Genomic DNA, 18258 nt, shown 5'->3' with positions numbered 1-18258 from the left:
CCTGGCGTGTCAGTTACGCCGATGGCAAGAGGGTTAAGGTAAGTGTTCTTATTTATTTATTCCGCGCGACCTGAAATCAGCGACAGCAGCATGTTCTGAACTTTCAGCGCATCCTGAGAGCGAATAATCGATTCAATTTCCTCAATGGTTAATTGATCGATAAAGCCCGCCAGGGTTTTATACATGCGAATATTCTGCGCGCACTCTTTCACTGGATCTTCACGACTCGGAAACGTGTCGAAATAGACCAGACCATCGAATTTTACTTTCTTCGCATAGTAGATATATTCCAGCGTCTGCATTAAGTGCACGGAACCCAGCATTAACCCGTCATCAAAATGACCGTAGCCATCATTCAGATGGAAGCCGACCAGTTTATTACGTTTCGCCGACAGGAAAAGTGAATAAGCAGGGTTCTCTTTTTTCATGATCATGTGGCAGAAATCGAGGGTAATACCTAAATTCGGTTCGCCAACGTCATCAATCAGCATCAGCGTGGAAGAGACATCACCAATCAAAGAAAAAGTACGCGGCTCATAGGGCTTATATTCAAAGCTGAACGTCATGTCGGGATGTTCGCGCGTGATGCGTTGCAGGGCATCAACCACATGCTGGTAAGCACGGAAATAATCCTGCTGGAACGGATAATCGTAGCCGTCGTTGGCAAACCAGAGCGTTACCGTGCTGCCGCCCAGGGCTTTACACACCTGCACCGCCTCCAGTGTGGTCTGCACCGCTTTTTCACGGATCGCCGCGTCCGGGTTGCTGAACTCACCCTCGTTAAAATGCTTCTGATAGCGCAGCGCAATGCCGCCCACCTGCAGGCCGCGAGCCGCGATGCGCGCTTTGATCGTATCCACATCCTGACCGACGAAGTGCTCAGGATAGTTCAGTTCGATATGGGTTAAGCCATCGACCAGCGCCATGCGGTCAATCAAGTCACAGGTATCCAGCTTCTCTTTATCGGTAAAAAGCTCCGGACGGGATTTAAAAGAATTAATGCGCGAAGAGAATTTCATTGGGGACCTCTGTGTGTTTCAGAATAGAGAGATTTATAAAATCCACCAAAGATAAAATAAAGCGCCCGACGCAATTATTACTGAAAGTTTTTTGCCGCAACCATTCGGCGGTTAAAAATTTTACTTTTAGTAAAATGAGTAAAATACGAAAATAAAATTAACACTGTGGATGTGATCCACTTAACATTTTCTTGCTAAGCAGTGTGCCAGTCTAGGTAAAAGTCATACTAAAAAACCTTTACCATTAAGAGAAATCTTATGTCTGCCAAACTTCAGGGAAAAGAGATTATTCTGCTGGCCAGAACGCTTTCTCCGACACTGGGGAAAAAAGAGCGCGCCATTGCGCGTTTTATTGAAAATAATCCTGACACCCTCGCTACCATGACCATCAGTGATATTGCCGATTTTTTAAAGGTCAGCGTATCCAGTATTACCAAAGTGGCAAAGAAACTGGGATTTAGCGGTTTTTACGATTTAAAAATGAATTTAAATCAGGCCGGCATTGTGGAAGAAGAATATTTTGACTATTCCCAAACCCAGGGTGATTTCTGTTTAAACATTCTGCAAAACACCTTTTTAAGCGCGGTGCTGGCGCTACAGGAAAGCGTGTCGGTGCTGGATATCGAGGTGTTTAAAAAGGTTGCGGCCCTGCTTTCAGCGGTAACGGCGGAACAGCGTATCATTCTGGCCGGCTCCGGCGGCTCTGGCGCTATCTGCGACGATTTCCATCATAAGCTATTAAAAATTGGCATTTTCGCCAGTGTTTATCACGACGCTCACCTGCAACAGATGGCTGCCTCATTAATGAAGCCGGGTGACATTCTGCTGGGCATTTCCCATTCGGGCAAAACCAGCGACATCATTAATACCATGAAAACCGCCAAAGCCAATCAGGCGGCAACCATCTGCATTACCAACTATCCCAACAGTCCGTTGAGCCATCTGGCCGACTACGCGCTGGTCTCCGCCGTGCGCAATAACCCGATTACCGGTGAGAACGCCACGACGCGCATTGTGCATCTGAATATTCTCGATGCGCTTTTTACCGTAGTCGCCAGCAAACGCAGCGAACTCAGCCAAATCAGTTTGCAAAAAACCCGTGATTCCGTGCAGGCCAAAAGGGCTGCCAGCTAACCGGAGGAAAATATGACAACAGATGTACTGGTGATTGGCAGTTTGAACTTCGATATATTGATCCAGCAGGATCGCCTGCCCCATCTCGGGGAGACCTTTACCGGCAACGGCATGATGATGATGCCCGGTGGCAAAGGCGCCAATCAGGCGGTGCAGTGCGCCAGGCTGGGGCTGACCGTGAACATGGTTGGCTGTGTAGGCCAGGATATGTATGGGCAGGAGCTGTTGCAGTCGCTGGAGAAATATCAAGTCGCGACGCAGAATATTAAACGCTGCGGCACTTCAGGCGTCGGCATCGTTCAGATAATGAAAGAGGGCGACTATTGCAGCACGATCATTAAAGGGGCGAATTACCATATTACCGCCGCCGACTTAAAGGATGCGTTTTTTAGCGATCGGCCTTTAGTGATCCTGCAATCGGAAATTCCGCCGTCGGTGGTTGATGAAGCGGTAAAAAAAGCGGTGCGCTTCGGCTGCACGGTTCTGCTGAATAATGCGCCCGCCCGCGAAATTGCCGCTGAAACGCTGCGCCAGGTAAATTATCTGGTGGTAAATGAAACGGAAGCGGCATTTATGCTTGGCACGCCGGTTAAGGATGTCACCCAGGCTAATGATGCCGCCCTGCAGCTGAGCCAGCGCATCAATGGCACGGTTATCGTGACGCTTGGTGAAAAAGGCGCGGTAGTGAAGTCCGCGGAGATGCTGCAACATTTTCCCGCCAAACCCTGCGCGAACGTGGTGGACACCACCGGTGCTGGCGACGCCTTTATCGGCGCGCTTGCCTGGTCTCTGGTGCGTCAGCGCTCGTTAAGCGAAGCGATTCCCTTTGCCGCCTCGGTCAGCGCGCTGGCGATTCAGAAATATGGCGGACAAAGCGCCTTTCCGACCTTAAGCGATATAGAGGCGCAGCAGGTTTCCGCTAACGTGACTTGATTCTGAGTGCTGTGCTAAAGCGAAGCGGTAAAATAAACATCTGTTTTTTACCGCTTGGTTTGCCATGAATCGCTAAAGGTTTTGGCTGTAGAAAAACGCGATAAAACGTACCAGTGAAATATGCAGATTTATCCCTGCTTCTGATTAATCCTGGTTTCAGCAGCATATTTTCAATTCTTGAGATATATTCCGTTGTAATCCCTCTCTTTTTCTCTTTTACGCTTATTAATAGACATTTTTTATTACTTTCATAGGCAATCTGAATTGTTGTGTGCCGGGATCAGGTGTCTATAATTCTCTTTTTGCACAACCCGGACCGTTCAGGAGGCCGTTATTAATACTTCCACCCAGCAACTTCACGATTTTAACGCTGTACGCGCAGATGCTGAAATTGAGTATCAATACGATCCTCATGAACTCAAGCTGGATCGTATGCACGATTCGGAGCCTGAGCCGGAGCACATTGAAGGCTTGCCCGCGCCGGATGCGCTGACCCCAGCCGATCGTTATATGGAGCTGTTTGAGCATGTGCAGATGTCGCGCATCTTTGAAGACAGCAAAACTTTTCCGGACTGCGCGCCGAAATTCGATCCGCTGGATATTTTGATCCGCTATCGTCGTCGCAAACGCGCGCCGGATTTCGATCTGGTCAGCTTTGTGCATGAACATTTTTACCTGCCGCAAAGCAACGAGAGTTTCTACGTCTCGAATCCTGACAAGACGCTGAACGAGCATATCGACGAGCTGTGGCCGGTACTGACCAAAATGCCGCAGCAGCATATTGCGCACTCTTCGCTGCTGCCGCTGCCGAAACCTTATGTGGTGCCGGGCGGACGCTTCGGCGAGACCTATTACTGGGACTCTTATTTCACCATGCTCGGCCTGGCTGAGAGCGGTCGCGACGATCTGCTGCGCCATATGGCGGATAACTTCGCCTGGCTGATCGATAACTACGGTCATATCCCTAACGGCAATCGCACCTATTATCTGAGCCGTTCGCAGCCGCCGGTGTTCGCGCTGATGGTAGAACTGTTCGAAGAGGATGGCATACGCGGCGCGAAGCGCTACCTCGACCACCTGATGAAAGAGTATCAGTTCTGGATGGATGGCGCGGGCTCGCTGATGCCGAACCAGGCCTATCGCCATGTGGTGCGCATGCAGGACGGCTCGCTGCTGAATCGTTATTGGGATGACCGCGATACCCCGCGTGATGAATCCTGGATTGAGGATGTGGAGACCGCCAGCCGCTCAAGCCGTCCGGCCAGCGAGGTTTATCGCGATCTGCGCGCAGGCGCGGCATCGGGCTGGGATTACTCCTCACGCTGGCTGCGCGATCCGAAACGTCTGGCGAGCATTCGCACCACACAGTTTATCCCGATCGACCTGAACGCGTTTCTTTATAAGCTGGAGGTGACCATCTCCACCCTGTCGCGGGCAAAAGGCGAAGAGCTGACGGCGCTCGCCTGGCAGAAAAAGGCGGAAGCGCGTAAGCGAGCCATTAATCGCTATCTGTGGGACAAAACCGCAGGGGTGTTCCGCGACTACGACTGGCGACGTCAGCGCTTCGGCGCTTTTACCGCCGCTGCTGTGGTGCCGCTTTATGTCGGGCTGGCTACGCCGGAGCAGGCGCATTTACAGGCGATCGCGCTGCGCCACCTGCTGCTGACCTCAGGCGGTTTGGTTACCTCAATGGTGGAGAGCGGCGAGCAGTGGGATAAACCCAACGGCTGGGCGCCGTTGCAGTGGATGGCGATTCAGGGGCTGAATAGCTACAGTGAAGAGACGCTGGCGACTGAGATTGCAGTGAACTGGCTGACCACGGTGAAAAACTTCTACCGCCTGCACCACAAGCTGGTGGAGAAATACGATATCAGCGGCGATCGCGCGCGTCCTGGCGGCGGCGGCGAATATCCGTTGCAGGATGGCTTTGGCTGGACCAACGGCGTCACCCGCCGTCTGATGGCGATGTACGGCCATATGCTGGCCGACTAACCTGTCTCCTTCCTCTCTGGCGGCCCGCAGCGCAAGTTTCGGGCCGCTTTTCTTTAGATATCCCAAACGGGCATGCTGCTGCAAAAAGTCGGGCAACGCCGCATCAGGCACGGCGCGGCGTGTGTTTCTGCGTCACGATTTTGCGCTACCGATCAGCGAGACGATCTCCGCACGACACTGCATCAGCGCCGACAGCAGATGAGGGAAGGTCTCCTGAAAGCGCAACGACGGCACCGCCAGCGCAATGGCGTAGTGGTCGGAAAGTCCGGTTTCCAGCCAGATGCCGATGCCGCAGACGCCCGGCGCGTGCTCCTGCTCGTCAAGCGCGTAGCCGCGCTCGCGTATCGCAGCGAGTTCGGCCAGCAGCGATGCTTTGCTCGTCAGGGTATGGGGCGTGCGAAACTCCAGCGGCTCCGGCAACGCCTCAAGCTGTGCTGTCGGCAGCGCCGCCAGCAGGGCTTTGCCATGCGCGGTAGTATGAACGGGAAAGGCGGTGCCGATGGCGGAAACCACGCGCAGCTCCCGATCGCTGGGAAACTGATCCACCGAAACCGAATGGGTACCGCGAAACACGCAGAGATCGACCGTTTCGCGCGTTTTACGCCCTAGCGTTTCAATACTGCTGCGCGCCAGCGAAATCATATCGGTGTGCGCCGAGGCGGCCAGACGTAACAGTGCCGGGCCGAGCCGTACGCCATCGTCGCCGTTAATCACCAGCTGCTGCGCCTCGAGCGAACCCACCAGCCGATGCACGGTAGTGCGCGGCAGCGTGGTGGCACGCGCCAGCGCAGAAAGGGTTAATCCCTGCGGTTGCTGCTCCAGCGCCCGCAGAATTGCCGCCGCACGGGCAATAACCTGTGAGCCGCCGTTATCACTTTCTGTCACCATCGCCTCTCCTCCGTGGAAAAGCATGGTAAACGCTGGACGAGGCAAATAACAGAAAAATGCCCCAGCGCAGGACTCTCCACTGAGGCATTGTTACGCGGTAAGCATCCCGACAGGGTTGACGCTGACCGGGATAAACAGCAGTAGATTATTTCTTCGCTTCGGTGTTTGGTTCAGCCGAGCGCATCAGGAACTGCTCCGTGACGTTTGGCAAATGCGTATAAGCCCATTCCGCCATGGCGATCTCCTGATCGCGGATCTGTTCCAGAATACGCATGCCTTCGTTATCACCGACCATCTTGGCTGCGCCAATCAGCGCAGTGTAGTTGGCAATTTCGAACTGTTCAAAGACATAGCTGCTGATAGCGCCTTTGACCACTTCATCAGGCGTAAACATGCCGCCCATCGCCTGACCCATCGCCGACATTTTCCCCATCACGTCTTTCATCGAGGAGTGAGAAATGTTGTGGTTGTCGAGAATCTGCTCCAGCATCGCCTGCTGCTGTTTGGTCTCTTCCAGATGCTGCGCCAGACGCGCTTTCAGGTCCGGATAGTGCTCAAGACGCTCGGACATCTTCTCCAGCATGGTTTCTGCCTGCTTCTCCATGGCATGGGCATCGCGTAGCCAGTCATGGTAGTTCTCTTCATAAGTCGAGCTCATACGCTTTTCTCCCTTTTGTCAGGTTTAGCTGATGCTGTCAGCGACCTGGGTCAGTTTCACATCGGTGTTCTTCTCTTCGTTCAGCGTCTCTTCCAGCAGCTTAGCGGCATCATTTAAGCCCAGCTTCAGCGCTAACGCATGCAATGTGCCGTAGGTGGCGATCTCATAGTGCTCGACCTTCTGCGCCGCACCGATCAGGCCCTGGTCGCGCACCTCACCTTTTTCCACGGAATCGATAATTTCCTGAGCCTCTTCAACCAGACCTTCCAGCGCGTGGCATTTCATGCGTTTCAGCTTAATGCCTTCCGTTTTCTCGATCAGTTCGTCCAGACGTTCAATTTGCCCCTGCGTCTCTTCAAGATGCTGCTGAAAAGCGGCAACCAGATTTTCATCACTGGCGGCACGCGCCATTTTCGGCAATGCACGGGTAATCTGTTTTTCAGCGCTGTAAACGTCTGACAAATCATGGATGAAAAGATCTTTAAGCGTTTTAACGGTCATTGGGTCTCTACTCCATTAAAGTGTTAACGAAGCGGTATTTACTAAACAACGGTAAAACCACTTTTCTGAATCACACTAAAACTTTAGCGGGTATTTGGCAGCTTTCTAGCCTGAGCCGTCTCTTTTCCGCAGAAAAAGCGCGCGCAGCTTATTTTTTTTAAACAAGAAGAACAGCTTAGCGGAAACATCTTTTTTTAGCCGCAGGCAAAATTATCGCTCACCCTTTATCCAACAAACCTGTACAACATCAGAATACTCTGTATAAATACCGCCAGAAAGCTGTACGAATATAAATTCTTTGCCTGTTAAATGTCAGATAAAAATAAAACAAACTCGCCTGAAAATTTTGTCAACTTTTTAGTATAAAAAAACCGGACAGAGATAAGCTGCCCGGTTTTAATTACTTTTTATTAACACAAAGCGCGCTAAACAATTGGCTTATGCGCGTCTCTTCTCAGTCGGGGAATACCCCATCAGAGTGAATGAAATGGTGAACTACATGCCGCCTTCTTAATCGGTTTGCTCATCCTGAAGCTTAACAAACCCAGTAAGAGTCAGGTGCCATTCCCTCAGCTGCGACGGCTGATTTTCCCTCCTTTCCTCCCTGCTTCAACGGCTTTCTCGCGGTTATTTTTAAAGTTTCCACCGCTCATCTGGCCGCCTTTGCGTCCTGCTTCCGATGCTCTTTGTTTATCTTCGGCAAAATTACCCGAACCACCACGATGTTGAGCCATACCGTGTTTCCTCTTCATGGGTTAATAGTTGAATATCCCAGCTATCACTTCATGACGACGCAGAAGTAAGAATAAATGTAGCCGCAATCTTCTCGTTATCAAGTTAGCTAAAAGGTTATTTCAAAAAATTTCCCCGGCTTCGCCTGCACGCAATAAAAAAGCTATAGCTGGCTGTCAGATAGATAACATTCTTCGCCGGAAAATAATAACCAACGGAAACGTTTGACGGGATTAATTTGCTATTAGATCTGGTGCTAAATAAGTACAAATCAGGGACAAATAAGCAGCAAAACAAAACAGAAAACAAAGAAAATAAGCGAAGCGGCCCGCAGGCCGATGAGCTTTTATAGCGCGACTTATTATGTAAGCAAAAGCAATAATGAATAAAATTAAGATTATTCTACTTGTCCGCGAAATACCCAAAAGGCCCAGCTGTGATAAATCAGCGTGAGCGGCATCACAAAAGCGATCCCCACCAGCACGAAACTTTGGGTAGTGGCGCTGGCAGCCGTATTATGCAGATTCGCCACGTTGGGGATCAGCCAGGGATAAAGTCCGGTCGCCAGCAGCAGAACCACGGCCACCATTAACAACAGCGTGACGATCAACTGGGTAAGCGCACGGGCGCGCAGCAACGCATAGAGCAATGCCAGCCAGAGCAGCGTAATCAGCGCCATCAGGGCTTTGCCCGCCCCAACATCCCACGCGTGACGCCAGGGCGCAGGTTCCAACAGCTGTAACCCCAGGAACAGCACCAGGCTCAGCACCAGCCAAAGCCAGGCTAGCGTGCTGGCCCGCTCTTCAACCTTTTCGCCGATGCGCCAGCGTATCCAGCAGCAGCCGAGCAGCATGTAGATCGCCATCAATCCAAAGCCGCTCAGCATTGGATAGAAGTTCAGCCAGGTGAAGGCGCCGCGCGATACGTCACCGCTGACCACCACCCCGGCGCAAGCGCCCTGGCAAAAGGCCGCCAGCGCTGAGGTGACGGGCAGCAAAATATCGAGCCAGTGTTTGCTGCCGCCGGTCGCCGTGCCACGATACTCCAGCGCCATGGCACGGAAAAAAAGGCTGAACAGCATCAGGAAGATCGGGATATAAAGCGTGCTGAACAGCAGCGCATAGGTCGCAGGAAACAGCGCCAGCATGCCGCCCGCCAGCAGCACCAACCAGGTTTCGTTGGCGTCCCAGATGGGCAACATCGATTGCACCATCGGCCTTTTCTGTTCTTCCTGCTTAAAACAGACAAACAGCATTCCGACGCCGAGATCGGTGCCATCCAGCATCATGTACATCAGCAGTGAAAACAGTAGCGCTGCCGCGGAGAGATTTGCCAGCCAGTCCATCTACGCTTCCTCAGGTTGAAGTGGGGATCACGGCGGTTACCACTTCCGGCTCCTGCGGCAGCGGCGAGGCGACATAGCGCAGGAAGTAGCGCATCCCCAGGCTAAAGGCCACGCCATACACCAGCACCACGCCGCAGCAGGAGGCGATAATCCAGGGGAGCGGCAGCGGCGACACACTCTCTGCCGTACGCACGATGCCATAAACCGTAAAGGGCTGACGCCCCACTTCCGTCACCACCCAACCTGACAGCAGAGCGATAAAACCCATGGGCGACATCGCTACCAACAGCCAGAGCAGCGGCGTTGAGCGGTAAAGCCTGCCGCGCGCGCGTTGAATCGCCGCCGCCACGCTGGTCAGCAGCATCAGAATCCCCAGCCCCACCATGATGCGGAACGCGAAGAATACCGGCGCGACCGGCGGAATATCGTCAGGCGGAAACTCGCTCAGGCTTTTGATATGGCCGGTCAGATTGTGACGCAGATAGAGCGAGGCGACTTCGGGAATGGCCAGTTCAAAATCATTACGCTGCGCCTGCTGATCCGGCAGCGCAAACAGCCGCAACGGCTCGCCTGTTCCCGCCGGAGGCTGATGCCAGCTTCCCTCGATTGCCGCCAGCTTTTGCGGCTGGTGATCCCGGGTGTTTTCTCCATGCAGATCCCCCAGCACGATCTGTACCGGCACGGCGAACAGGGCAAACCAGAGCGCCGTCGAGAGCATGGTGCGCGCCGCCGCTTCCGTGGGACGATGCAGCAGACGCCACGCTGCCACGCCCGCAATCATAAAGGAGACCGCGATCAGCGAAGCTACCAGCATATGACTGAGACGCCAGGGAAAGGATGGCGCAGCGAGCACCCCGAGCCAGCTTTCGGGATGAAAGATTCCGTCACCGTCACGCATAAAACCCACCGGCGTCTGCATCCATGAGTTAGCGGCGAGGATCCAGAAGGTGCTGAGCAGCGCGCCGATGGCGACCAGGCAGGTGATGATAAAATGCACCCTGGGACCAATTTTTCCCATGCCGAACAGCATCACGCCGGTTAGCCCGGACTCAAGGAAAAAGGCGATCAGCACTTCATAAAACAGCAGCGGCCCGATAACGCCTCCGACCTTTTGCGAGAAGGCCGCCCAGTTGGTGCCGAACTGAAACTCCATCACCACGCCGGAAACCGCGCCAATCGCCACCGTCAGAGCAAAGATCTTCAGCCAGAAGTGCAGCGCATTGCGTGCGGCGGGCCGTTTTCCCCACAGCCAGCGCGCCTCGAACCAAACCAGATAAGGTGCCAGCCCCAGCGTCAACGCCGCAAGCGTGATGTGCATCCCCATGGTGACAGCAAACTGTCCGCGTGAAAGCAGTAAAACCCAGTCGGCGTCACTCATGGCTCTCTTTACCGCTGTAGCGCGTAATCGGTTTCTCCTCTTTTTTATGCATTTCCCGTGCGAAGGCTTCCACGCCGGCGAAAATGGGCCGCAGCCCCTGCCAGAGGTCCTCATCATTCAGCAGCTTCATCACGCCGCGAATGCCGGGCGCCGCCGAATCCTGCTTCGTTTCATCGCTGGCCGGTTTCACCGCCATTACGCCCGCTCTCAACGCCAGCAGCAGATGATTGAGGCGCTCAGGCGGAATGGTGCTCAGCATCATAAACAGCAGGGAGATGTTCTGAATCGCGTTCTGGGAGCCGGGCTTATTCAGCCCCTCCGCCAGAATTTTGCCAATGTCGCTGTTCGCCCGCACCAGATCGTTCGCCAGGCGTAAAAAACCGTGCTGATGCAGACTCTCCAGCAGCGTATCCAGCGCTTCCTGCGCCGTGGGTTCGGTGCGCGTTGGCGGCACCTGATAATGCATACGTTCCGCCATTAGAATTTCTCCGGATGTTCAACGTGTTCAGGTGGCAAGCGGTAACCCTCCTGCTTCCATTTATCTTCTACCGGCACATGGCTGAGCGGCGTGCGCTTGCCGTGACGGAAATTCTGTTCCGGCAGCGGATTATGCAGCGGCTCGCGCTCCAGCTTCGTCATGTTCACCGCGATCTCTTTATAGGCGGGGGTATTCACGGCGGGATCGTGATGATCGCCGGTCAGGCCATTGACACCAGGCTTACCATGATGAATAGGAATAAACAGGACGTTGCTGCCCATGCGCTCGGTGATCACCACCGGCACCGAAAGCGAGCCGCGTCGCGACTTCAGCCGCACCCAATCGCCTTCTTGTAACTGACGCTCCGCCGCCAGCGCCGGCCCGATCTCCACATACCAGTTGGGCGAAAGCGACGTGATTCGTCCTCCTTTTCCGGTCTGGTTGGTGGACTGGAAGTGCTCCAGCATGCGGCCATTATTCAGCAGCAGATCGTACTCCTCATCCTCCGTTTCCATCGGGGGATGCCATTCAAGGGGATAGAGCCGCGCCTTGCCGTCGGGGAACTTAAATTTTTCGGTATAGAGCAGCGGCGTGCTTTCGCCGTTGGCGCTCACCGGCCAGAGCTGCGACTGCCAGCCCGCCAGACGTTCATAGCTTACGCCAGCGAAAATCTCGGAAATACCGGCAACCTCGGCCATGATTTCACCCGGATGCTGATAGTACCAGGGATGTCCGAGGCGCGACGCCAGCTCGGTCAGGATTTGCCAGTCCGGGCGGCTGTCGCCCAGCGGCTTCATCACTTCATAGAAGCGCTGAATACGCCGCTCGGTATTCACAAAGGTGCCCTCTTTCTCCACGCTCGGGCAGCCGGGCAGTACCACGTCGGCGAACTCGGCGGTGCGGCTCATGAAGATATCCTGCACCACCATAAATTCCAGCTTGCTGAAGGCTTCATGAACTTTGGTGGAGTCAGCATCAGAAAACGCCGTCTCTTCGCCGATGATATACATCGCCTTGACTTTGCCCTGATGGGCGTGATCCACCATTTTGTAGTTGTCCGCGCCAACCTGATCCGACAGCGCCGCCGCCTCGACGCCCCAGGCTTTCGCCCACTTCTCACGTACGGCGGGATCGGTAACCTTTTCATAGCCAGGGTAGATATTGCTCAGGCAGCCGAAATCGCTGGCACCCTGCACGTTGTTATGGCCGCGCATCGGATAGCCGCCAGTGCCGGGACGTCCGTAGTTGCCGGTTACCAGCAGCAGGTTCGAGAGTGCGGTACTGGTATCGGAGCCGTGGCTGTGCTGAGTAATACCCATCGCCCAGAGCAGACAGACGCTCTTCGCCTGACCAATCATTTCTGCCGCCTCGGTCAGCGCTTCCACGCTCAGCCCGGTGATTTCACTGGCGTACTCCAGAGTGAAAGGCTCCAGCGAGGCGCGATACTCATCAACCAGATTGACGCGCTGCGCGAGAAACGCTTCATCTGCATAGCCATGATCGAACATGTAGCGCGACATGGCCGAAGCCCAGGCCAGATCGGTGCCCGGTTTGATGCGCAGAAATTGATCGGCGCGATCCGCCATCTCATGGCGACGCGGATCCACCACCAGCAGTTTCTGCCCATGATGCTTATGGGACTGCTTGATGTGGGAAGCGATGACCGGATGGTTCTCTGCCAGATTGCTGCCCACGGTAATGATCAAGTCGGCCAGTTGCAGATCCTTAATGGTGCCCGCATCGCCACCGTAGCCCACGGTGCGGAACAGTCCCTGAGTGGCCGGGTTCTGGCAGTAGCGCGAGGAGTTATCCACATTGTTGGTGCCGAAGATCAGGCGCGCAATCTTCTGCGTCAGATAGGCTTCTTCGTTGCTCGCCTTGCTGGATCCGATAAAGCCGATGGCATCGCCGCCATGCTGCTGTTCGATTTCACGCAGCCGACGCGCGACGGTTTCCAGCGCTTCGTCCCAGCTGGCGGGTCGGAAGCGACCATTCTCCCGGATCAGCGGCGTGGTAAGCCGCTCCTCGCTGTTGACAAAGTCCCAGCCAAATTTGCCTTTCACGCAGGTGGAGATGCCGTTCGCGGGCGCATCGGCCACCGGCTGTACTTTGAGAATATGGCGATCGCGCGTCCACATTTCGAAACTGCAACCCACGCCACAATAGGTGCAAACGGTTTTGGTGCGTTTGATCTCCGCCTGACGCATTTTGGTATCTATCACGGAGATAGCGGTAATCGGTTCTGCACCGATGCTGTTTTCCAGCGCTTTCACGAAGTCGATCAGCGGACGTTTGACCGGCTCCGGCATGGCGGTCAGGGGTCCGGCGTCCGGCTGCATGGTCTTTTCCAGCAGCGCGTTGCAGGGACAAACCGTGACGCAGTGGCCGCAGCTCACACAGCTCGATCCGGCAATCAGTTTGCCGCCGTCCCAGAGCACGCGGGGATGTTCCTGGGTGTAATCGATCGAAAGAGTTTCGTTCACTTCCACGTTCTGACACGCCTCGACGCAGCGCCCACACAAGATGCACTGGTCGGGATCGTAGGTGTAAAACGGGTTGGAGTGATCTTTTTCGTAGGGCTTGCGTTCGTAGGGATAGTACTGAATCGGGATATGCATATCGGCGACGGTGTTATGCAACGTGCAGTCGCCGGTGTTGTGCTCGCACACCGTACAGTAAAGCTCATGGCGATTGAGGATGCGATCCATGCCCTCTTCCTGCGCGGCACGGATACCAGCGCTCTCGCTGTTGATGTTCAGTCCGTCCTGCGTCCTGACAGTGCATCCGCGTACGATTTCGCCATTGACTTCGACCCAGCATACGTCACAGGTTTCCAGCGGCTGGAGAGACGGGTGATAACATACGTGAGGCAATTTTTTTTCATGTTGATCAAGAAAGTCAATCAGCGGCTGGTCGGTCGCGCCGCTCAGAAGCTCACCGTTAAAAAGTATGGTGCAGGTTTGTTCGCTCATGTAAGCGCCTCGATGTCTGACATTGCAAAATGGCTTCCTGCCGTGCTGAATCCCTGCTTATTTCTGTAAAGTTGTGTATTTCAGCGTAGCTAAAAACCCACGGTCTGCAATCAGAGCGCAGCGCGACTGTTAGCGGTGAGAGGTTATTTCAGCAGTGAAAAAAACACGCCTGAAATCAGCCTGCCCCGATCGTCCTCGCCTCACTGCCTATACTTCCTTCTGTTTGATCGCTTATGACAAAATTAACCGGAGGAAATATGAAAGCACTGGTCTGGCACGGTTTAGGGGATATTCGTCTGGATGATGTTGCGGATCCGCAAATCGAGCAGCCAACGGATGCGGTGATTAATTTAACCGCGTCGGCCATCTGCGGTACTGACCTGCATTTTATCCGCGGCACCTTCAGCGGTATGCAGGCCGGCACCATCCTCGGTCATGAAGGGGTAGGCATCATTGAAGAGCTGGGCGACGAGGTGCGTAACTTTGAGAAAGGCGACCGCGTGGTGGTCTGCTCTACCGTCTCCTGCGGCGTCTGCCCACCTTGCCGTGCCGGCCATACGGCACAGTGCGATAACGCCAACCCGAACGGGCCGGAAGCGGGCACCTGCTTCTTTGGCGGTCCACAGGCCACCGGCCCGGTAAACGGCTTGCAGGCGGAGAAGGCGCGTATCCCTTATGCGGCCAATACGCTGGTGAAAATCCCGGACGGCGTCAGTGATGACCAGGCGATTCTTATCAGCGACATTTTTCCTACCGCCTGGTTCGGCGCTGAGCTGGCGGATATTACCCGAGGCGATATCGTGGTGGTGTTTGGCTGCGGGCCGGTGGGTCAGTTCGCCATCGCCAGCGCGCTGCTAATGGGCGCGGCGCGGGTAATCGCCGTTGACAAACATCAGGATCGACTGGCGATGGCGCGTCGTCAGGGCGCATTTGTCATTAACTTCGAGCGGGAAGATCCGGTTGCGGCCATCAAGAAGCTGACCGGCGGCACCGGCGCGGACTGCGCCATTGATGCCGTGGGCGTCGACAGCATGCACGCCCATCACGGCCCGGCCAGCGCTGAAGCGGAGCAGAAAGCAGAGAAGTTTGAGCAGGAAGTGAAGCAGGTCGCGCCGCAAACCAACGTGCAGGACGGCAACTGGGTGCCGGGCGATGCGCCAACCCAGGCGCTGGAGTGGGCGATTTCCACGCTGAAAAAAGCGGGTCGTCTGAGCATTATCGGTGTCTATCCGCCGACGGCGGAAGTTTTTCCCATCGGTAAGGCGATGAATAAAAACCTGACGATGAAGATGGGCAACTGCAATCACCACACGGTGATCCCGCATCTGCTGGAGCTGACGCGCGCTGGCGTGATCGATCCGGTGAAGGTGCTGACCAAAATTGAACCGATGAGCGATGTGCTGAACGCCTACAAAGCTTTCGACAAGCGCGAGCCGGGCTGGATCAAAACCGAGCTGAAGCCGCACGCGTGAGCGTTTTCAGACACAGCCTGACAGAGAAACCCTCTGCTTCAGGCTGATTTTTCGTTAAACCAGTCGCGCTTGATCCTCGCAGAGTTAACGGTTGGCGCCTCGCCAAACAGACGCTTAAATTCACGGCTGAACTGTGAATTGCTGCTGTAGCCGACCCGGTTCGCCGCCTGCGACGCCGTCATGTTGTCATTGATCATCAGCATACGCGCCTTGTGCAGACGAATCACCTTGAGATATTGCAGCGGCGTGGCGTGAGTAATCTGTTTGAAATGGGTATGAAACGCCGACACGCTCATCCCGCTGACGCGCGCCAGCTGCGCCATATCGAAGTTGTCGGCATAGTTCTGATGCATCTGATTAAGAATGCGCGCGATCTGAAACTGCTTGCCGGTATTCAGCGCCAGATATTTGAGGTTATCGCCGCCTGTCTCCCGCATCAGATCGTATAAAAACTCGCGCAGCGTGTTGCCTGCCAGAATACGTGCGCGCTCGGGTGAAGCCAGGCTCTCGACCAACCGCACCAGAATGCCTGCCTGATGCATGGTCAGGCTGCGGGTACTGACCACATCAATCTCATCGCCGCTCAGCGTCGGGTTATCCATCTGCAACAGGATTTCAGCAATCAGCGCGGGCGAGAGCCGGATAATCATGCCGATCATCGGCTCGCTTTCCGAACCCACGGTTTCGCACTCAAAAGGCAGCGGCACCGTCAGCGTCAGAAACTGGTTGCGGTCATAAATAAAATGTTTATCTCCCAGCACGCCGCGCTTCTGCCCCTGCAGAATAATCACCACGCTGGGTTCATACATCACTGACGTCCTGCTGGTGTGCTGGCTGGCGCGCATAAACTGCACCTCCGGAATCGCGGCGGGAAAAATCCCGTCTCCGGCGATCTGTCGGCTGATAATCTCTATCATCTTCTTATTACGCTTTTTGATTGCCGCCTGGTTTTCAAACATCACGGACACGCTCTCTGCTCTGCTGGTGTAAGGAAAAATGCAGGGTCGGGCTTTTTTTTATTTTTCTCGGGCTACCGCTCAGTGTAGCGCAGCGGTTTTGCCACAGCGAAAAACAGGCAAAACAATTGGAATAACAGGCAACCCTGCTTTCGCTAAGCCACCTAAACTCAATAGAGCTGCACATTTTCCCGATAATCCTTTCATAAGTGCACACCGTTCCCTTTTTAAACCCGTTCAATACTGGAAGAGAGTTATGGCTGAGAACTTACGTTTGCAACTTGAGATCAACGGGCAGCCGCATACGCTGCTGGTCGATCCACGCGTTACTCTGCTGGATGCGCTGCGTGAACATCTGGCGCTAACCGGCACCAAAAAAGGGTGCGATCAGGGCCAGTGCGGCGCCTGTACGGTACACGTTAATGGAAAACGCGTACTGAGCTGCCTGACGCTGGCGGCCCAGGTCGCTAACCAGTCGGTGACAACCATTGAAGGCATGGCCAATGCCGACGGCTCTCTGCATCCGGTACAGGCGCGCTTTCTGGAGCATGACGCCTTCCAATGCGGCTACTGCACGCCGGGGCAGATTATGTCTGCAGCGGCCTGCATCGAAGAGGGACACGCCGGTTCGGCGGATGAGATTCGTGAATATATGAGCGGCAATATCTGCCGCTGCGGCGCTTATCCCAATATCGTCGAGGCGATACAGCAGGCGGCCGCCGATCTCAGCAAGGAGGCAACATGAACGAGTTCAACTATTTTTCCGCCACCCGTGTGGAAGATGCCCTGCGTAAAAAACAGAGCGACGGCAGCCGCTTTCTCGCAGGCGGCACCACGTTGATCGATCTGATGAAGTGCGATGTGGAAAAGCCGACGCAGCTGATCGATATCACCCAGCTACCGGCGATGAGCAACATCAGCTTCGATGCCGGAATGGTGCGTGTCGGCGCGCTGGCGCACATGAGCGATCTGGAAAACCATCCCGACTGCCGCACGCTAGCCCCGGCAATCTACGACAGCCTCTGGCAGGCGGCTTCGCCACAGCTGCGCAATATGGCGACCATCGGCGGCAATCTGTTGCAGCGCACCCGCTGCGTCTATTTCCGTGATCCCCACACCTTCTCCGCCTGTAATAAGCGCAACCCCGGTTCCGGCTGCGCCGCGCGTGACGGCATCAACGGCAATCACGCTATTTTAGGCACCAGCGAAAGCTGCATCGCCGTCTATCCAGGCGATCTCGCCGTGGCGCTCACCGCCTTCGACGCCGAGGTGATTGTGCGTAACGCTTTCCAGCGCGAACGCCGCATTCCCATTAATCATTTCTACCGGCTGCCGGGTGATACGCCGCATCTGGAGAACGATCTGGCGGCAGATGAGTTGATCGTGGCGATCGAGCTGCGTCAGATCCCTGCCCTGCGCCGATCGCACTACCTCAAGGTACGCGACCGCAGCTCCTATGAGTTCGCGACTGCCAGCGCGGCGGTGGGCATTGAGCTGGATGGCGACCGCATCCGCGATGTGCGTATCGCGCTTGGCGGCGTCGCGACCAAACCCTGGCGCGCAGAGAGCGTGGAGGCAGCGCTGCGCGGTCAAACTTTTGATGAACAGACGCTGCGCCAGGCAGCGGAGCGGGTGACGCAGGATGCCGAGATCCTGCCGCAGAACAAACACAAAAAGCTGCTGGCTCCGCGCGTAATCGCGCGTGCGCTGATGAAGGCAGGAGAGATGGCGTGACGCCAGAGGCCAGTAAACAGCGACGCGCCTTTCTCAAGGCAACGGCAGCGCTTTTCGCTGTCAGTG

16 protein-coding genes are annotated in these 18258 nt (G+C 55.1%); 6 read left to right on the top strand and 10 right to left on the bottom strand.

What is annotated here, in order from left to right; all coding sequences use genetic code 11:
• Nucleotides 1–56: 56 nt before the first annotated feature.
• Nucleotides 57–1019, bottom strand: a complete 963-nt coding sequence (locus tag ABU178_RS14940; protein WP_397216288.1) for a sugar phosphate isomerase/epimerase family protein — start codon at nucleotides 1017–1019, stop codon at nucleotides 57–59.
• 258 nt (nucleotides 1020–1277) lie between these two features.
• On the opposite strand from ABU178_RS14940, the gene ABU178_RS14935 reads away from it, so the two are divergent.
• The 3 genes from ABU178_RS14935 (at nucleotide 1278) to treF (ending at nucleotide 5078) form a co-directional block, all read left to right on the top strand.
• Entirely contained in the window at nucleotides 1278–2153 is an 876-nt protein-coding gene (locus ABU178_RS14935; RefSeq protein ID WP_397216286.1) for an SIS domain-containing protein, read from the top strand.
• Between the two features lie 12 nt (nucleotides 2154–2165).
• Nucleotides 2166–3086, top strand: a complete 921-nt coding sequence (locus tag ABU178_RS14930) for a ribokinase (RefSeq protein WP_397216284.1) — start codon at nucleotides 2166–2168, stop codon at nucleotides 3084–3086.
• Nucleotides 3087–3419: 333 nt separating this feature from the next.
• The gene (treF, locus tag ABU178_RS14925; RefSeq protein WP_397216683.1) at nucleotides 3420–5078 is read left to right on the top strand and encodes an alpha,alpha-trehalase TreF; all 1659 of its coding nucleotides are present in this window, start codon (nucleotides 3420–3422) and stop codon (nucleotides 5076–5078) included.
• 132 nt (nucleotides 5079–5210) lie between these two features.
• On the opposite strand, the gene ABU178_RS14920 is transcribed toward treF, so the two are convergent.
• The 8 genes from ABU178_RS14920 to fdhF all read right to left on the bottom strand — a co-directional run bounded on the left by ABU178_RS14920 (nucleotide 5211) and on the right by fdhF (nucleotide 14030).
• Entirely contained in the window at nucleotides 5211–5966 is a 756-nt protein-coding gene (locus tag ABU178_RS14920) for an IclR family transcriptional regulator (protein ID WP_397216282.1), read from the bottom strand.
• A 145-nt stretch (nucleotides 5967–6111) separates the two neighbouring features.
• Nucleotides 6112–6624: a ferritin-like domain-containing protein gene (locus ABU178_RS14915; protein WP_397216280.1), complete on the bottom strand. Its 513-nt coding sequence runs from the start codon at nucleotides 6622–6624 to the stop codon at nucleotides 6112–6114.
• A gap of 24 nt (nucleotides 6625–6648) precedes the next feature.
• Nucleotides 6649–7125, bottom strand: coding sequence for a ferritin-like domain-containing protein (locus tag ABU178_RS14910; protein WP_397216278.1), 477 nt, complete (start codon nucleotides 7123–7125; stop codon nucleotides 6649–6651).
• Nucleotides 7126–7694: 569 nt separating this feature from the next.
• A complete protein-coding gene (locus ABU178_RS14905; protein ID WP_312242375.1) occupies nucleotides 7695–7859 on the bottom strand; it encodes a con-10 family general stress protein in 165 nt (54 codons plus the stop codon).
• Nucleotides 7860–8254: 395 nt separating this feature from the next.
• Complete coding sequence (locus ABU178_RS14900) at nucleotides 8255–9202, bottom strand: cytochrome d ubiquinol oxidase subunit II (protein ID WP_397216276.1); 948 nt, start codon at nucleotides 9200–9202, stop codon at nucleotides 8255–8257.
• Between the two features lie 10 nt (nucleotides 9203–9212).
• Nucleotides 9213–10580, bottom strand: a complete 1368-nt coding sequence (locus ABU178_RS14895) for a cytochrome ubiquinol oxidase subunit I (protein ID WP_397216274.1) — start codon at nucleotides 10578–10580, stop codon at nucleotides 9213–9215.
• A complete protein-coding gene (locus ABU178_RS14890; RefSeq protein WP_397216272.1) occupies nucleotides 10573–11058 on the bottom strand; it encodes a DUF1641 domain-containing protein in 486 nt (161 codons plus the stop codon). The genes ABU178_RS14895 and ABU178_RS14890 overlap by 8 nt, the downstream gene beginning before the upstream one ends.
• Nucleotides 11058–14030 carry a formate dehydrogenase subunit alpha gene (gene fdhF, locus ABU178_RS14885; protein ID WP_397216270.1) on the bottom strand — a complete coding sequence of 991 codons (2973 nt, stop codon included), beginning with the start codon at nucleotides 14028–14030 and terminating at the stop codon, nucleotides 11058–11060. Before fdhF ends, ABU178_RS14890 begins: the two co-directional genes overlap by 1 nt.
• A 257-nt stretch (nucleotides 14031–14287) precedes the next feature.
• On the opposite strand from fdhF, the gene ABU178_RS14880 reads away from it, so the two are divergent.
• A complete protein-coding gene (locus tag ABU178_RS14880; RefSeq protein ID WP_397216268.1) occupies nucleotides 14288–15502 on the top strand; it encodes a zinc-dependent alcohol dehydrogenase in 1215 nt (404 codons plus the stop codon).
• A 38-nt stretch (nucleotides 15503–15540) separates the two neighbouring features.
• Here the strand turns inward: ABU178_RS14880 and ABU178_RS14875 are convergent, their stop codons facing one another.
• Entirely contained in the window at nucleotides 15541–16461 is a 921-nt protein-coding gene (locus ABU178_RS14875; RefSeq protein ID WP_397216681.1) for an AraC family transcriptional regulator, read from the bottom strand.
• A 253-nt stretch (nucleotides 16462–16714) separates the two neighbouring features.
• Here ABU178_RS14875 and ABU178_RS14870 point away from each other — a divergent pair, with 253 nt between their 5' ends.
• Together ABU178_RS14870 and ABU178_RS14865 are read left to right on the top strand one after the other, a co-directional pair.
• On the top strand, nucleotides 16715–17203 hold the full coding sequence (locus ABU178_RS14870; protein ID WP_397216266.1) for a (2Fe-2S)-binding protein: 489 nt from the start codon (nucleotides 16715–16717) through the stop codon (nucleotides 17201–17203).
• Entirely contained in the window at nucleotides 17200–18192 is a 993-nt protein-coding gene (locus ABU178_RS14865) for an FAD binding domain-containing protein (RefSeq protein ID WP_397216264.1), read from the top strand. The genes ABU178_RS14870 and ABU178_RS14865 overlap by 4 nt, the downstream gene beginning before the upstream one ends.
• Nucleotides 18193–18258 lie beyond the last annotated feature (66 nt).

Origin of the sequence: Pantoea osteomyelitidis (assembly GCF_044342975.1) — a bacterium.
GTDB lineage: Bacteria > Pseudomonadota > Gammaproteobacteria > Enterobacterales > Enterobacteriaceae > Pantoea > Pantoea osteomyelitidis.
This window is presented reverse-complemented; position numbering and strand designations above follow the sequence as displayed.

Excerpts from the sequence above, each read along its gene's own strand:
- ABU178_RS14940 (WP_397216288.1), bottom strand. The coding sequence starts at position 1,019 with ATGAAATTCTCTTCGCGCATTAATTCTTTTAAATCCCGTCCGGAGCTT.
- ABU178_RS14935 (WP_397216286.1), top strand. The coding sequence starts at position 1,278 with ATGTCTGCCAAACTTCAGGGAAAAGAGATTATTCTGCTGGCCAGAACG.
- ABU178_RS14930 (WP_397216284.1), top strand. The coding sequence starts at position 2,166 with ATGACAACAGATGTACTGGTGATTGGCAGTTTGAACTTCGATATATTG.
- ABU178_RS14920 (WP_397216282.1), bottom strand. The coding sequence starts at position 5,966 with ATGGTGACAGAAAGTGATAACGGCGGCTCACAGGTTATTGCCCGTGCG.
- ABU178_RS14915 (WP_397216280.1), bottom strand. The coding sequence starts at position 6,624 with ATGAGCTCGACTTATGAAGAGAACTACCATGACTGGCTACGCGATGCC.
- ABU178_RS14910 (WP_397216278.1), bottom strand. The coding sequence starts at position 7,125 with ATGACCGTTAAAACGCTTAAAGATCTTTTCATCCATGATTTGTCAGAC.
- ABU178_RS14905 (WP_312242375.1), bottom strand. The coding sequence starts at position 7,859 with ATGGCTCAACATCGTGGTGGTTCGGGTAATTTTGCCGAAGATAAACAA.
- ABU178_RS14900 (WP_397216276.1), bottom strand. The coding sequence starts at position 9,202 with ATGGACTGGCTGGCAAATCTCTCCGCGGCAGCGCTACTGTTTTCACTG.
- ABU178_RS14895 (WP_397216274.1), bottom strand. The coding sequence starts at position 10,580 with ATGAGTGACGCCGACTGGGTTTTACTGCTTTCACGCGGACAGTTTGCT.
- ABU178_RS14890 (WP_397216272.1), bottom strand. The coding sequence starts at position 11,058 with ATGGCGGAACGTATGCATTATCAGGTGCCGCCAACGCGCACCGAACCC.
- fdhF (WP_397216270.1), bottom strand. The coding sequence starts at position 14,030 with ATGAGCGAACAAACCTGCACCATACTTTTTAACGGTGAGCTTCTGAGC.
- ABU178_RS14880 (WP_397216268.1), top strand. The coding sequence starts at position 14,288 with ATGAAAGCACTGGTCTGGCACGGTTTAGGGGATATTCGTCTGGATGAT.
- ABU178_RS14875 (WP_397216681.1), bottom strand. The coding sequence starts at position 16,461 with ATGTTTGAAAACCAGGCGGCAATCAAAAAGCGTAATAAGAAGATGATA.
- ABU178_RS14870 (WP_397216266.1), top strand. The coding sequence starts at position 16,715 with ATGGCTGAGAACTTACGTTTGCAACTTGAGATCAACGGGCAGCCGCAT.
- ABU178_RS14865 (WP_397216264.1), top strand. The coding sequence starts at position 17,200 with ATGAACGAGTTCAACTATTTTTCCGCCACCCGTGTGGAAGATGCCCTG.